14 protein-coding genes and 1 riboswitch are annotated in these 13,096 nt (G+C 72.4%); of the genes, 8 read left to right on the top strand and 6 right to left on the bottom strand.

What is annotated here, in order from left to right; translation table 11 throughout:
• Positions 1 to 32: 32 nt before the first annotated feature.
• Entirely contained in the window at positions 33 to 869 is an 837-nt protein-coding gene (locus ACIQVT_RS11580) for a hypothetical protein (RefSeq protein ID WP_403750959.1), read from the bottom strand.
• A gap of 117 nt (positions 870 to 986) precedes the next feature.
• On the opposite strand from ACIQVT_RS11580, the gene ACIQVT_RS11575 reads away from it, so the two are divergent.
• From ACIQVT_RS11575 to ACIQVT_RS11555, 5 genes are all read left to right on the top strand, one after another.
• Positions 987 to 1,391, top strand: coding sequence for a hypothetical protein (locus ACIQVT_RS11575; RefSeq protein ID WP_403750843.1), 405 nt, complete (start codon positions 987 to 989; stop codon positions 1,389 to 1,391).
• Between the two features lie 13 nt (positions 1,392 to 1,404).
• Positions 1,405 to 2,589 carry a glutathionylspermidine synthase family protein gene (locus tag ACIQVT_RS11570; RefSeq protein ID WP_403750841.1) on the top strand — a complete coding sequence of 395 codons (1,185 nt, stop codon included), beginning with the start codon at positions 1,405 to 1,407 and terminating at the stop codon, positions 2,587 to 2,589.
• Positions 2,590 to 2,690: 101 nt separating this feature from the next.
• Positions 2,691 to 2,781: riboswitch (ZMP/ZTP riboswitch) on the top strand.
• A gap of 32 nt (positions 2,782 to 2,813) precedes the next feature.
• The gene (locus ACIQVT_RS11565; protein ID WP_403750839.1) at positions 2,814 to 4,268 is read left to right on the top strand and encodes a glycine hydroxymethyltransferase; all 1,455 of its coding nucleotides are present in this window, start codon (positions 2,814 to 2,816) and stop codon (positions 4,266 to 4,268) included.
• A 101-nt stretch (positions 4,269 to 4,369) separates the two neighbouring features.
• A complete protein-coding gene (trpS, locus tag ACIQVT_RS11560; protein ID WP_403750837.1) occupies positions 4,370 to 5,383 on the top strand; it encodes a tryptophan--tRNA ligase in 1,014 nt (337 codons plus the stop codon).
• 159 nt (positions 5,384 to 5,542) lie between these two features.
• Complete coding sequence (locus tag ACIQVT_RS11555) at positions 5,543 to 6,127, top strand: 2'-5' RNA ligase family protein (protein WP_403750835.1); 585 nt, start codon at positions 5,543 to 5,545, stop codon at positions 6,125 to 6,127.
• 21 nt (positions 6,128 to 6,148) lie between these two features.
• On the opposite strand, the gene ACIQVT_RS11550 is transcribed toward ACIQVT_RS11555, so the two are convergent.
• The gene (locus ACIQVT_RS11550) at positions 6,149 to 6,904 is read right to left on the bottom strand and encodes an SDR family NAD(P)-dependent oxidoreductase (RefSeq protein WP_403750833.1); all 756 of its coding nucleotides are present in this window, start codon (positions 6,902 to 6,904) and stop codon (positions 6,149 to 6,151) included.
• An 85-nt stretch (positions 6,905 to 6,989) separates the two neighbouring features.
• Between ACIQVT_RS11550 and ACIQVT_RS11545 the strand changes: the two genes are divergently transcribed.
• Positions 6,990 to 7,898 (top strand): YihY/virulence factor BrkB family protein, encoded by a 909-nt coding sequence (locus tag ACIQVT_RS11545; RefSeq protein ID WP_403750831.1) that lies wholly within the window; start codon positions 6,990 to 6,992, stop codon positions 7,896 to 7,898.
• On the opposite strand, the gene ACIQVT_RS11540 is transcribed toward ACIQVT_RS11545, so the two are convergent.
• Positions 7,846 to 9,081, bottom strand: coding sequence for a D-alanyl-D-alanine carboxypeptidase family protein (locus ACIQVT_RS11540; RefSeq protein ID WP_403750829.1), 1,236 nt, complete (start codon positions 9,079 to 9,081; stop codon positions 7,846 to 7,848). The two genes, ACIQVT_RS11545 and ACIQVT_RS11540, sit on opposite strands and share 53 nt — an antisense overlap.
• Before the next feature lie 91 nt (positions 9,082 to 9,172).
• On the opposite strand from ACIQVT_RS11540, the gene ACIQVT_RS11535 reads away from it, so the two are divergent.
• Together ACIQVT_RS11535 and ACIQVT_RS11530 are read left to right on the top strand one after the other, a co-directional pair.
• The gene (locus ACIQVT_RS11535) at positions 9,173 to 9,412 is read left to right on the top strand and encodes an SCO4848 family membrane protein (protein ID WP_403750827.1); all 240 of its coding nucleotides are present in this window, start codon (positions 9,173 to 9,175) and stop codon (positions 9,410 to 9,412) included.
• 175 nt (positions 9,413 to 9,587) lie between these two features.
• Positions 9,588 to 11,132, top strand: coding sequence for an ABC transporter substrate-binding protein (locus tag ACIQVT_RS11530; RefSeq protein ID WP_403750825.1), 1,545 nt, complete (start codon positions 9,588 to 9,590; stop codon positions 11,130 to 11,132).
• A 10-nt stretch (positions 11,133 to 11,142) separates the two neighbouring features.
• Here the strand turns inward: ACIQVT_RS11530 and ACIQVT_RS11525 are convergent, their stop codons facing one another.
• The 3 genes from ACIQVT_RS11525 to ACIQVT_RS11515 all read right to left on the bottom strand — a co-directional run bounded on the left by ACIQVT_RS11525 (position 11,143) and on the right by ACIQVT_RS11515 (position 13,039).
• Positions 11,143 to 11,754, bottom strand: coding sequence for a Uma2 family endonuclease (locus ACIQVT_RS11525; RefSeq protein WP_403750823.1), 612 nt, complete (start codon positions 11,752 to 11,754; stop codon positions 11,143 to 11,145).
• 90 nt (positions 11,755 to 11,844) lie between these two features.
• Positions 11,845 to 12,585 carry a TetR/AcrR family transcriptional regulator gene (locus tag ACIQVT_RS11520; RefSeq protein WP_403750821.1) on the bottom strand — a complete coding sequence of 247 codons (741 nt, stop codon included), beginning with the start codon at positions 12,583 to 12,585 and terminating at the stop codon, positions 11,845 to 11,847.
• A gap of 43 nt (positions 12,586 to 12,628) precedes the next feature.
• Positions 12,629 to 13,039 (bottom strand): VOC family protein, encoded by a 411-nt coding sequence (locus tag ACIQVT_RS11515; RefSeq protein ID WP_403750819.1) that lies wholly within the window; start codon positions 13,037 to 13,039, stop codon positions 12,629 to 12,631.
• Between the last annotated feature and the right edge of the window lie 57 nt (positions 13,040 to 13,096).

The following is a 13,096-nucleotide window of genomic DNA, read 5'->3' as shown; positions in this document are numbered from 1 at the left end:
CAGGACCCAGGGACCACGCCGGTCCCGCGTCCTCAGCTCTCCGCCGCCGCCGGTGCCTCGCCGAAGCGGGCCAGCAGCAGGGCTCCCGCCACCGCCACCGCGAAGCCCAGGGCCGCCAGCCAGCCCAGGCCCTCCCGGGTCCGGTCGCCGAGCCAGACCACGCCCACCGCGGCGGGGCCGAGCGTCTCGCCGATGACTATGCCGGCGGTCGCGGTGGTCACCGAGCCCCGCTGGAGGGCCGAGGTGAGCAGCAGGAACGCGGCGCCGCCGCCGAGCAGCAGGGCGTACGTCGCCGGGTTGGTGAGCAGCTCGGCCGGGTGCAGGGAGTCGATCAGCCGGACCGCCACCTCCACCACCCCGAACCCGAACCCCGCGCCGAGCCCCAGGAGCAACGCCCGGGTCCGGCCCGTCAGGCGCCCGCCGGCCGCGCTGAGCAGCAGCACCCCCACCGCCACCGCGACCATCGCGTACCGCAGCCAGCCGGGCCCCTCCCGCTCGCCCTCCGCGCCCGAGGCGAGCCCCAGCAGGGCCAGTCCCGCGCACACCACGCCCACCGCGGCCCACTCGACCCCGCTCAGCCGGACCCGCAGCAGCCGCGCCGCCACCACCGCCGTCACCGCGAGGCTCGCCGCCAGCGCCGCGCCCACCGCGTAGATCGGCAGCGATCGCAGGGCCGCGATCTGGAGCAGGAACCCGAGCCCGTCCAGCGCGAGCCCGGCCAGGTACCGCCACTGCCGCAGCGCCCGCAGCAGCAGCGCGCCGGACCCGCCGTCACCACCGTCCGCGTCGGCGACCGCCGCGCGCGCGGCCACCGCCTGGAGCACCGTCGCCGTACCGAAGCAGACCGCCGCGCCGAGGGCGCACACCATTCCGAGAAGCACGCAGTGACTCTAGGCGAGCGTGGACGCGGGGGTCGCCGGTGCGGGTGCGCACACCGGTCCCTAGGCTGTCGGCCGGAGACAACGGCGGACGGCGGAGACACCACCATGACGGACACACGTCGGCGACTGCGGTCCGGCACGGTCGTCCTCGGCGGGATGGGCCTGCTGGCCGCCGCCCTCACGGCCTGCTCGTCCGAGCCGGACAAGCGCTGCGTCGACCGCGACAGCCACAGCCTCGCCAAGGGCTACAAGGTCGTCTCCGACAAGAACTGCGGGACCGGCGCGACCTCGTCGAGGACGGGCGCGGGGCGGAAGACCGCCGGGAGGTCGCCGCGCGGGTCGGCCGACGCCGCCTGGTACTACGAGGGCGACGAGGAGCACGGCTGGGTCGACGGCGGCTCCTTCACCGAGCCCGGCCGGAGCGGCGGCGGTTCGTCGGACGACGACCACCACGGCAGCGGGGTGCACCGCGGCGGCTTCGGCGGCGGCAAGGGCGGCTCCGGCGGCTGACGGGGACACGAGCATGGAACGCCGCACCATCACCCCGCGCCCAGGCTGGCAGCGCACCGTCGAGGCACAGAGCCTGATCTACCCCCTCACCCGCCACCCCGACGGCTCCCTGCGCCCCTACTGGGACGAGAGCGCCTACTACGTCTTCTCCCCGGACGAGGTCGAGGCGCTGGAGGAGACCGTCGCCGATCTGCACCGCATGTGTCTGGCGGCGGCCGGGCACATCGTGGCCGAGGACCGGTTCGCCGACCTCGGCATCACCGACCCGCGGGTGGCCGCCGCCGTCGCCGAGTCCTGGCACCGCCGGGAGGAACTGCCGTCCGTGTACGGCCGCTTCGACCTGCACTACGACGGCACGGGACCGGCCAGGCTGCTGGAGTACAACGCCGACACCCCGACCTCCCTGGTGGAGGCCGCCGCACCGCAGTGGTTCTGGATGGAGGACCGCTTCCCCGGCGCCGACCAGTGGAACTGCCTGCACGAACGGCTGGTCGACGCCTGGCGCGCCCAGGCCGCGCTCCTGCCGCCCGGCAGCCCCCTGCACTTCGCGCACTCCTCGGCCGACGAGCTCGGCGAGGACCTGATGACGGTCGCCTACCTGAAGGAGACCGCCGAACAGGCCGGCCTGAGAACCGACTGGCTCACCATGGAGGAGATCGGCTGGGACACCCTCTCCGGCCGCTTCGTCGACAACCGGCTCGGCTTCATCCGCGCCCTGTTCAAGCTCTACCCCTGGGAATGGCTCACCACCGACGCCTTCGGCCGGCACGTCCTGGACACCCTGGACAACGGCGGCGGCACCGGCACCACCCTGTGGATCGAACCCGCCTGGAAGATGCTGCTGAGCAACAAGGCCCTGCTGGCGGTCCTCTGGGAGCTGTACCCCGGCCATCGCAATCTCCTGCCCGCCTACCTGGACGGCCCCCGAGAGCTGGCCGCGACCACCGGCTACGTCGCCAAGCCGCTCCTCGGCCGGGAGGGCGAGGGCGTCACCGTGCACGAGCCGGGCGCGCCCGCCGCCGTCCGGGAAGACCCCTGCTGCTACCAGCGGCTCGCGCCCCTGCCCGCCTTCGACGGCAACCACGTCGTCCTCGGCGCCTGGGTCGTCCGGGACGAGCCGGCCGGCCTCGGCCTGCGCGAGTCCGCCGGCCTGATCACCGACGGGTACGCCCGCTTCCTGCCCCACGTGATCCTCTGACCCACCGGGCACCGGGCACCGGGCACCGGGCACCGGGGCCGGCCCGCTCGCTCGCATGGTGGACGCGCACCCGGCGCCGTCCGGTGCGCCGGGTAGGCTGACGAGCGGGCCGTGACTGGCGCGCTTGGGATGGGACGGACCATCGGGGAGCGGTCCGAGCCGGAAAGAGTGCCGTGCGCCTGGGCCGAACGTGAACGCTGTACGCACGCCGTCCGGAGGTCCCGATGCCCGAGAATTCCGCCCCCCTCTCCACCGAGTCCACGGCCTTCCGCGCCGCCCTCGACGTGGTCCGCGCCGTCGAGCCGCGCGTCGCCGACGCCATCGGCCAGGAGGTCGCCGACCAGCGCGAGATGCTGAAGCTGATCGCCTCCGAGAACTACGCCTCCCCGGCGACCCTGCTCGCCATGGGCAACTGGTTCAGCGACAAGTACGCCGAGGGCACCGTCGGCCGCCGCTTCTACGCCGGCTGCCGCAACGTCGACACCGTCGAGTCCCTCGCCGCCGAACACGCCCGCGAGCTGTTCGGCGCCCGCCACGCCTACGTTCAGCCGCATTCCGGCATCGACGCCAACCTCGTCGCCTTCTGGGCCGTCCTCGCCGACCGCGTCGAGGCGCCCTTCCTGGAGCGGACCGGCGTCCGCCAGATCAACGACCTGACCGACGCCGACTGGGCCGAGCTGCGCCGCGCCTTCGGCAACCAGCGCATGCTCGGCATGTCCCTGGACGCCGGCGGCCACCTCACCCACGGCTTCCGCCCGAACATCTCCGGCAAGATGTTCGACCAGCGCTCCTACGGCACCGACCCGGCCACCGGCCTGATCGACTACGACGCCCTGCGCGCCCAGGCCCGCGAGTTCAAGCCGCTGATCATCGTCGCCGGCTACTCCGCCTACCCCCGGCTGGTGGACTTCCGGCGCATGCGGGAGATCGCCGACGAGGTCGGCGCCACCCTCATGGTCGACATGGCGCACTTCGCCGGTCTGGTCGCCGGCAAGGTCCTCACCGGCGACTTCGACCCGGTGCCGCACGCGCAGATCGTCACCACGACCACCCACAAGTCCCTGCGCGGCCCGCGCGGCGGCATGGTGCTGTGCGACGACTCCCTGAAGGACCAGGTCGACCGGGGCTGCCCGATGGTCCTCGGCGGTCCCCTCCCGCACGTCATGGCCGCCAAGGCCGTCGCCCTCGCCGAGGCCCGCCGGCCCGCGTTCCAGGACTACGCCCAGCGGATCGTCGACAACTCCCGCGCGCTCGCCGAGGGCCTGATGCGCCGCGGCGCCACCCTGGTCACGGGCGGCACGGACAACCACCTCAACCTGATCGACGTGGCCACCTCCTACGGCCTCACCGGCCGGCAGGCCGAGGCGGCGCTCCTCGACTCGGGCATCGTCACCAACCGCAACGCCATCCCGGCCGACCCGAACGGGGCCTGGTACACCTCCGGCATCCGCGTCGGCACCCCCGCGCTCACCACCCGCGGCCTGGGCACCGCCGAGATGGACGAGGTGGCCGGGCTGATCGACCGCGTCCTGACCGCCACCGAGCCGGGCACCACCAAGTCCGGCGCCCCCTCGCGCGCCGCCCACGTCCTGGAGGAGAAGGTGGCGCGGGAGATCGCCGGACGCGCCACCGACCTGGTCGCGGGCTTCCCGCTGTACCCGGAGGTCGACCTGGGCTGAGCGGCCCCGGCACCCGCTCGGGGAACCGCGCCGCCGGCCCGTCCCGGCCCGCGGTTCCCCACCGCACCGAAGCTCCCGCACTCTCTGCGACAATGAAAAACATGGCCACTGACCGACCCCGCGTGCTCTCCGGAATCCAGCCCACCGCAGGCTCGTTCCACCTCGGCAACTACCTCGGCGCCGTCCGCCAGTGGGTGGCCCTCCAGGAGTCCCACGACGCGTTCTACATGGTCGTCGACCTGCACGCGATCACGGTGCCGCAGGACCCGGCCGAGCTGCGGGCCAACACCCGCCTCGCCGCCGCCCAGCTGCTCGCCGCCGGCCTGGACCCGGACCGCTGCACGCTGTTCGTGCAGAGCCACGTCCCCGAGCACGCGCAGCTCGCCTGGGTCATGAACTGCCTGACCGGTTTCGGCGAGGCCAGCCGGATGACCCAGTTCAAGGACAAGTCCGCCAGGCAGGGCGCCGACCGCGCCTCCGTCGGCCTGTTCACCTACCCGGTCCTCCAGGTCGCCGACATCCTGCTGTACCAGGCCAACCAGGTGCCCGTCGGCGAGGACCAGCGCCAGCACATCGAGCTGACCCGCGACCTCGCCGAGCGGTTCAACGGCCGCTTCGGCGCGACGTTCACGGTCCCGGAGCCGTACATCCTGCGCGAGACGGCGAAGATCTACGACCTCCAGGACCCGACGGTCAAGATGAGCAAGTCGGCGTCCACGCCGAAGGGCCTCATCAACCTCCTGGACGAGCCGAAGGCCACGGCGAAGAAGGTGAAGAGCGCGGTCACCGACACCGACACGGTGATCCGCTACGACCCCGAGAACAAGCCGGGCGTGTCCAACCTGCTCACCATTGTCTCCACGCTCACCGGCAAGCCGGTCGCCGAGCTGGAGCGGGAGTACGAGGGCAAGATGTACGGCGCGCTCAAGACCGACCTGGCCGAGATCATGGTCGAGTTCGTGACGCCGTTCCGCGAGCGCACCCAGCAGTACCTGGACGACCCCGAGACGCTCGACTCCGTCCTGGCCAAGGGCGCCGAGAAGGCGCGCGCCGTCGCCGCCGAAACACTCGCTCAGACGTACGACCGCGTGGGTTTCCTGCCCGCCAAGCACTGAGGCGCACGACCGCACACATGTCCCGGCGGGCGGAGCGCTGCACATCACTCGCGGTGCGCCTGCCGACGGGACACCCGTGGCCGTACAGTCGATAGCCGACGGCCGGGACGGGACGGCCGGGACGACGACGAACGCGACGAACGCGACGAAGGAGATGACGTGGGGACCGTAACGATCGGCGTGTCGATCGCGGTCCCGGAGCCTCACGGCAGCCTGCTCCAGGAGCGGCGCGCGGGCTTCGGCGACGCCGCGGCTCACGGCATCCCCACGCACGTCACGCTGCTGCCGCCGACCGAGGTGGACGAGGCGGACCTGCCGGCCGTCGACGCGCACCTCGGCGAGGTCGCGGCGGCCGGCCGACCGTTCCCGATGCGGCTGTCCGGCACCGGCACCTTCCGGCCCCTGTCGCCCGTGGTGTACGTCCGGGTCGTCCGGGGCGCCGAGACGTGCGCCCGGCTCCAGAGCCGCGTCCGCGACGCCTCCGGCCCGGTGCCGCGCGAGCTCCAGTTCCCCTACCACCCGCACGTCACGGTGGCCCACGGCATCGACGACGCGGCGATGGACCGCGCCTTCGAGGAGCTGGCGGACTTCGACGCCGAGTGGTCGTGCACCGGCTTCGCGCTCTACGAACAGGGCGCCGACGGGGTGTGGCGCAAGCTGCGCGAGTACACCTTCGGCTCAGCGGTGGTCCCGCCCCAGGCCGGCCACGCGGACGTCGGTCACGGCACGCCGGCCGGCCGCTGACCGTACGCGGCCGGCCCCCCGTCACACCTCCAGCCGGCGGTACAGCGCGCGCGGGGCGTGCCGCAGCGCCCACATCACCGGACGCAGGACCCCCGGCACCCACACCGTCTCCGAGCCCCGGCGCAGGCCGAGTTCGACGGCGGTGGCGACCGCCTCCGGCGTGGTGGAGAGCGTGGACCGGTGCCGTCCGGCCGTGCCCCGGCTCCGCACGGGCCCGGGGCGCACCACCATGACGCGCACACCGGTGCCGTGCAGGGCGTCGCCCAGGCCCTGGGCGAAGACGTCGAGGCCCGCCTTGCTGGAGCCGTAGATGAAGTCGCCGCGTCGGGCGCGTTCGGCGGCCACGGAGGACAGCACGACCAGGCAGCCGTGCCCCTGTGCCTGGAGTGCCTGGCCGGTGACCAGCCCCGCCGAGACGGCCCCGGTGTAGTTGGTCCGGGCGACCCGCACCGCGCGGAGCGGGTCACGTTCGTCGTGGGCCTGGTCGCCGGGGACGCCGAACGCGAACAGCACCATGTCGACCGGGCCCTCGGCGAACACCTTGCCGAGGTCCGTCTCGTGGGACTCGGGGTCGAGCGCGTCGAAGGCGGTGGTGCGCACGTCGGCGCCGAGCGCGCGCAGGCCCTCGGCGGCTGCCTCCAGGGCGGCGGAGGGGCGGCCCGCCAGCCACACCGTGCGGGTACGGCGGGCGATCAGCCGACGCGCGGTGGCCAGCGCGATCTCGGACGTGCCGCCGAGGACGAGCAGGGAACGGGGCGGTGCGGTGGCATCCTTCATGACAGCTGACCGTATCGCCCGCATATGACCGTGTCGGTGAAGAAACGCGGTGTTCACGCTCCCGCGGAGGGGGCATGGTCGGATCATGGACTGGCTGAAGAAGCTCCCCGGCATCGGGCCGGTGGTCACCCGGCTGATGGCGACGCACGCGTGGCGGTCGTACGAGCGGCTGGACCGGGTGAAGTGGACCCGGCTGGCCGCCGCCATGACGTTCGTCAGCTTCGTGGCCCTGTTCCCGCTGCTCACCGTGGCCGCCGCGATCACCGCCGCCACCCTCAGCGCCGGCAGCCAGAAGACGGTCGAACACAAGATCGCCGAGCAGTTCCCGGGCCTCGGCGACCAGCTGGACCTCACCTCCCTGGTGCAGAACGCCGGCACCGTCGGCATCATCGCGGGCGCGGTGCTGCTGTTCACCGGCGTCGGCTGGGTCGGCCAGGTCCGGGACTGCCTGCGCGCGGTCTGGGAGCTCCCGGACCGGGCGGAGAACCCCCTCGTCACCAAGGCCAAGGACGCCGGCATCCTGTTCGGCTTCGGCGGCGCCCTGCTGGTCACCCTCGCCATCTCCACGCTCGCCTCGGCCGCCGTCGGCTGGCTGTCCGGGCAGTTCGGCCTGGCCGAGCACGGCTGGGGCAGCGTCCTGCTCCAGGTCGTCGCGTTCGCCGTCGCCGTCCTCGCCGACTTCCTGGTCCTGCTGTACGTCCTGACGCTGCTGCCCGGGGTCGAGCCGCCGCGCCGCCGCCTGCTGGTCTCCGCGCTCCTCGGGGCGGTCGGCTTCGAACTGCTGAAGCTGCTGCTCAGCGGCTACGTCCAGGGAGTCGCCGCGAAGAGCATGTACGGCGCGTTCGGCGTCCCCGTGGCCCTGCTGCTGTGGATCAACTTCACGGCCAAGCTGGTGCTGTTCTGCGCCTCCTGGACGGCCACGCCCGGCAAGGACAGCGAGGTCAGTGACGTGTCCGACGCCGCATCAGCTCGGGCAGCGGCCACCGGCGGTTGACCAGGAACGCCCCGCCGCCGAGCAGGAGCAGCAGGCCGCCCGCGACGGCCAGCGCGATCCCCGCACCACCGGCCCCCGACCCGGTGGAGGCGCGCACCACCGCCTCGGCACCGGAGACCCCCTTCCCGGCCGCCTGCCCGGCGGACGCGCCGGTGGCCGGCTCCCCGGTGGCCGGCACGGCGTCCTTCGGCGGCACCAGCTCACCCACCGCGTTGACCTTGCCGACCGCCTGGAAACCCCAGTCCAGGAGCCGCGCACCCTCCTTGTAGACCTCGTTGTGCTCGTGCTTCTCCGGGTTCATCACCGTGACCAGCAGCACCTTGCCGCCCCGCTCGGCGACCGCGGTGAGGGTGGCGCCCGCGTGCGTGGTGTTGCCGTTCTTCACCCCGGCGATCCCCGGGTAGACCGGGACGTCGGTGTCGCCGCTCAGCAGCCGGTTGGTGTTCTGGATCGTGGCGGACCCGAACGTGGCCCGCACCGTCGAGCAGTACTCGCGGAAGTCCTTCTTCTGGAGCCCGGACCGGGCGAACAGCGACAGGTCGTACGCCGACGACACCTGCCCCGGGGCATCGTAGCCGTCGGGGGAGACCACGTGCGTGTCCACCGCCTGGAGCCGCTCGGCGTGCTCCTGCATGTCCTGGACGGTCCGCGCGACGCCGCCGTTCATCGCGGCCAGGGTGCGCACCGCGTCGTTGCCCGACCGCAGGAACACCCCGAGCCACAGGTCGTGGACGCTGTAGGTGCGCCCCTCCCGCATCCCCACCACGCTGGAGCCGACGCCCATGCCGGCGAGGTCCGACGCGACGACCGTGTGGTGCGTCCCCCTGGGGAAACGGGGCAGCACGGTGTCGGCGAACAGCATCTTCAGCGTGCTCGCCGGGGGCAGCCGCCAGTGCGCGTTGTGCGCGGCCAGCACCTCCCCCGACTCGGCGTCCGAGACGATCCAGGAACGGGCGGTGAGGTCCTTGGGCAGCACGGGCACACCCGGCGCGAGGTTGACCTGGGTACCGGGCCGGCCCAGCCGGACACCGCCGACCGTGGACATCTCGGCCGGCGGGGTGACCGCCGGGCTCGGCGGGGGGACCGGCGCGGCGAGGGCGGCCGGCGTGGTGACGGACAGGGACAGCAGGGCGGCGGAGGTCACCAGCAGCGGGCGGCGGGCGGTCCTCTTCGGTGCGGGCACGGTCGAGAACGTACCCGTACCGGAACGCGAAGTCCCGTCCGGCGCCCCACCCCCGACACGGAGCCGGACACGGGGCGGCGATACTGGGGACATGAAGCTCAGCCGCCCGGTCTCCTGGTTCCTGCTCGTCTTCGGGGTGTGGAGTTGGGTCATCTGGGTCACTTTCGTCAAGAACCTCGTCAAGGACAGCAGCGGACTCGCCTTCGACGACGGCCACCCGACCGCGTACTTCTGGGTGCACCTGCTGCTGGCGGTCGTCTCCTTCGTATGGGGGACGGTCATCGGAGGCATCGGGTTGCGCGGTCTGCGCGCCCTGCGCCGGACGTCATGACCGGACGCCGCCGCCCCGGGTAAGTTCTTTCCCATCTGGTCAGAAAGCCCTTCCCCGACTGAAACCCGTGTGATTAGGTGAGCCGCGCCGCCTGAGGGGAGGCGGCCGTTTCGCGCTGGGCCAGGGGTTGGGCCCTGCCGGGCCTGGGGAGGGCACCACCGTGCGATCTGTTCGCATGCGCGTAGCCGTGACGTTGCTCTTACTCGCCGTCGCGGGGATCGGTGGCTGGCAGTTACTGCCGTCGCAGGAGTACAAGAACGACACCATCACCGTAGGCACCACCGACGCGGTGACCGCGCTCGACCCGGCCGGCGCCTACGACGCCGGCTCGTGGGCGCTGTACAGCAACGTCTTCCAGTCCCTGCTGACGTTCGAGCCGGGCGGCACCGAGCCGGTGCCGGACGCGGCGAAGGGCTGCGCCTTCACGGGCAGCGGCCTGCGGACCTACCGGTGCACCCTGCGCTCCGGGATCACCTTCCCGAGCGGGCGCGAGATGACGGCCGCGGACGTGAAGTTCTCCTTCGACCGGGTCCGCAGGATCAACGACGACGTCGGCCCGGCTTCCCTGTTCGGCACGCTCGCCTCGGTCACCGCCGACGACGCGCACACCGTCACCTTCCACCTGTCGTCCTCCGACGCCACCTTCCCGCTGAAGGCGGCCACCGGCGCCGGCTCCATCGTGGACCGGGAGAAGTACCCGGCGGGCCGCCTGCGCGAGGACGCCGCCGTCGACGGCACCGGGCCCTACCGGCTGACGGCCTACACCAAGGACCACCGGGCCGACCTCGCGCCGAACACCCACTACAAGGGCTACCTCGGCGCCACCGGCCGCCCGATCGAGCTGCGCTACTACCCCGACTCCGACCGGCTCGACCGCGCCTGGAAGGGCCACCGGGTCGACGTCGCCACGCGGACCCTGCCGCCCCGGGTGCTCTCCGCGCTCAACCCGAGCGACCCCGGGCTGCGGGTCACCGAGTCCGACAGCGCCGAGACCCGCAACCTGTACCTCAACACCCGCGCCGGCTCCCCGCTGCACGACGTACGGGTGCGCCGCGCGCTGGCCTGGCTGGTCGACCGGGAGGAACTGGCGGCGACCGTGTACGAGGGGACCGTCGACCCCCTGTACTCGCTGATCCCGACCGGCATCGTCGGCCACACCACGTCCTTCTTCGACCGCTACCCGGAGCGGAGCACCAGGAAGGCGCGGGACCTGCTCACCGGGGCCGGGGTGAGCCTGCCGGTGCGCTTCACCTTCGGCTACGGCATCGGCCGGGGCGCGAGCGCGGAGGAGGCCAGGGAGCTGAAGAAGCAGCTGGAGGCGACCGGCCTGTTCAAGGTGGAGCTCAAGGGCTACGAGTGGACCGACTTCCAGAAGCGCTGGGCGGCCGGGTCGATCGACGCCTGGGCGGTCGGCTGGGTCGCCGACTACCCCGACCCCGACACCTTCGGCGCCGCGCTCGTCGGCACCGGTTCCACGATGAGCACCGGCTACGGCAACAAGACAGTCGACCGCCTCGTCCTGGACAGCCAGCAGTTCGCCGACCGCGGCCGCGCCGCCAACGACTTCCGCGACATCCAGACCGACGTGGCCGAGGACGTCCCGCTGATCCCGCTGTGGCAGCGCAAGGAGTACGTGGTCAGCACGGAGGACGTGGGCGGCGGCCAGTACCTGACGGACGGCACGGGCGTGTTCCGGTTGTGGCGGCTGGAGTGGATCTGATCCGGCCCGGCTACGGCCGGCCGGCCTCGATGATCCGAGCGACGTCCAGGACGACCTCCGCGCCGATGGAGTCGGGCAGTGTGACGGTCTCACCCGGTGCGTGGACGCGGTGGCTGCTGTACTCGCTCCCGTCCAGGTCCGTGAGCACGTGCAGACGCTGGTGTTTGCGGTCCACGACCACGTAGACCGGGACCTTGGCCTCGGCGTAGGCGGCGACCTTGGTCTTCAGGTCGTCCTTCCAGTTACCGGAGGTGACCTCCAGGACCAGGCGGAAGCAGACCGGGTCGTACGCGCCTCTCTCCACCAGATGGTCTTTGATGTCGGCGTCCACCACGACGAGGTCGGGGATGACGTAGTCGTCGGCGCCGGTCGGCAGCCACAGCCCGACGTTCTGGAGGACCCGGGTTTCCGTGCCGTGCAGTCCTGCGGCGAGGAAGGGGATCATGAGATCCGTCAGGACGATGGCGTGGGGGGCATCCGGTGAAGGGGTCACGAGGAGGTGGCCTCCGACGATCTCGACGCGGTAGCCCGGATGACGCTCCATGATCTCGTCGGCGATGGCCGTGAGGGAGAACGGCTCATCGTCGTGGAAGGGCGGCTGCTCGACGGATGCAGCGGACATCGCGTGCCTCCCAGGGGCTGGTGTCGAGAACAACATCGTAGGCAGAGCGGGGGTCGGACGGCCCCTTTCCACGCGTTCACCCGAAAGTGATCACGCGTCCCGCTTGCGGTCCGGGGACGGGAGTGCCTTCGTCATGCCCGGCAGGAAGTCCGTGAACAGCTCGTGGACCTCCAGGACCAGAGGGCGCAGGACGCGGAAGCGGGCCAAAGACACACCGCGCGCCGTCAACCGGGCGCCCCGCCGGGCCAGGCGGTAGCTGCGCTCGCGGTCCTCCGTGCGGTCGAAGACCCAGTACAGGACCAGACCCATCTGCGCGAGCCACATCAGCTCCGGCAGGACGTCCCGCAGTTCGGGCGCCACCTTGGACTTCGAACCCGCCAGGACCTCCCGGTGCACGCTGATCGCCGCCTCGCGCGCGTGCTCGCTCTCCGGGGAGAAGGGGCTGAGCGGACTGTCGGGGTCGGCGGCGTTCTTGAAGAACTGCACCGCGAACTCGTGGTACGGCCGGGCGATGTCCAGCCACACGGTGAGCACCCCCGCGAGCCGCGCCTCGAAGTCGGTCTCCCGGTCCAGCACCTCCCGGACCGCCGCCCGGTGCTCGGCGGCGATCCGGTCGTAGAACCCCTGGATCAGGTGTTCCTTGCCCTCGAAGTAGTAGTAGGCGTTGCCGACGGAGACACCCGCCTCCGTGGCGATGGCCCGCATCGTCGTCTTGTCGTACCCGCGTTCCTGGAACAACCGCATCGCGGTCTCCAGGATCAGCGCGCGGGTCTGCTCGGACTTGCTGCTCTGGGGGCCGGCCGCACCGGGGCCGTCGTTCTTCGCGGGCACGGTAGGAGCCTAACGAGTGACCTGGCCGCCCCGGCGCCCCGGCTCAGCCGCGCCGGCCCAGCTGGGGGCGCTTGGTGTAGTCCGTGAAGCCCAGGACGTTGCCCCACGGGTCGGCGATCTCCACGGTCCAGCCGGTGGCCCCCTGCGCGACCTCGTCCAGCGGCGCGATCCCCGCGGCGGCCAGCTCCCGTGCCGCCGCCCGCGCGTCCGGCACCTCCAGCCAGATCCGCGCCGACGGCCACGGCGGCGACCGGTGCCCCAGCTGCTCCTCGGCCTGGAGCAGGATGCCCGGGGTCTCGGCGCCGACCTTCAGCAGGGCGAGGCCGCCCTCGTCGAACCGGAAGCCCACGGTGAACCCGGCCCGCTCGTAGTAGGCGACCGCCTCGCCGAGGTCACCGACGGGCAGCAGCACGTTGTCGAGACCGAGCAGTTCGTACGACCCTTCGTCTGACATGTCGTCACACTAGGAGCCCGGCTGCCCGGATGCGAGGAGCCCCACCGCAGCGGATCG

The sequence above is a fragment of the Streptomyces sp. NPDC100445 genome (genome assembly GCF_044759735.1).
In the GTDB taxonomy this organism is placed as follows: Bacteria; Actinomycetota; Actinomycetes; order Streptomycetales; family Streptomycetaceae; genus Streptomyces.
This window is presented reverse-complemented; position numbering and strand designations above follow the sequence as displayed.

Excerpts from the sequence above, each read along its gene's own strand:
- ACIQVT_RS11570 (WP_403750841.1), top strand. The coding sequence starts at position 1,405 with ATGGAACGCCGCACCATCACCCCGCGCCCAGGCTGGCAGCGCACCGTC.
- ACIQVT_RS11565 (WP_403750839.1), top strand. The coding sequence starts at position 2,814 with ATGCCCGAGAATTCCGCCCCCCTCTCCACCGAGTCCACGGCCTTCCGC.
- ACIQVT_RS11580 (WP_403750959.1), bottom strand. The coding sequence starts at position 869 with ATGGTGTGCGCCCTCGGCGCGGCGGTCTGCTTCGGTACGGCGACGGTG.
- ACIQVT_RS11550 (WP_403750833.1), bottom strand. The coding sequence starts at position 6,904 with ATGAAGGATGCCACCGCACCGCCCCGTTCCCTGCTCGTCCTCGGCGGC.
- ACIQVT_RS11525 (WP_403750823.1), bottom strand. The coding sequence starts at position 11,754 with ATGTCCGCTGCATCCGTCGAGCAGCCGCCCTTCCACGACGATGAGCCG.
- ACIQVT_RS11515 (WP_403750819.1), bottom strand. The coding sequence starts at position 13,039 with ATGTCAGACGAAGGGTCGTACGAACTGCTCGGTCTCGACAACGTGCTG.
- ACIQVT_RS11530 (WP_403750825.1), top strand. The coding sequence starts at position 9,588 with ATGCGCGTAGCCGTGACGTTGCTCTTACTCGCCGTCGCGGGGATCGGT.
- ACIQVT_RS11535 (WP_403750827.1), top strand. The coding sequence starts at position 9,173 with ATGAAGCTCAGCCGCCCGGTCTCCTGGTTCCTGCTCGTCTTCGGGGTG.
- ACIQVT_RS11545 (WP_403750831.1), top strand. The coding sequence starts at position 6,990 with ATGGACTGGCTGAAGAAGCTCCCCGGCATCGGGCCGGTGGTCACCCGG.
- ACIQVT_RS11575 (WP_403750843.1), top strand. The coding sequence starts at position 987 with ATGACGGACACACGTCGGCGACTGCGGTCCGGCACGGTCGTCCTCGGC.
- trpS (WP_403750837.1), top strand. The coding sequence starts at position 4,370 with ATGGCCACTGACCGACCCCGCGTGCTCTCCGGAATCCAGCCCACCGCA.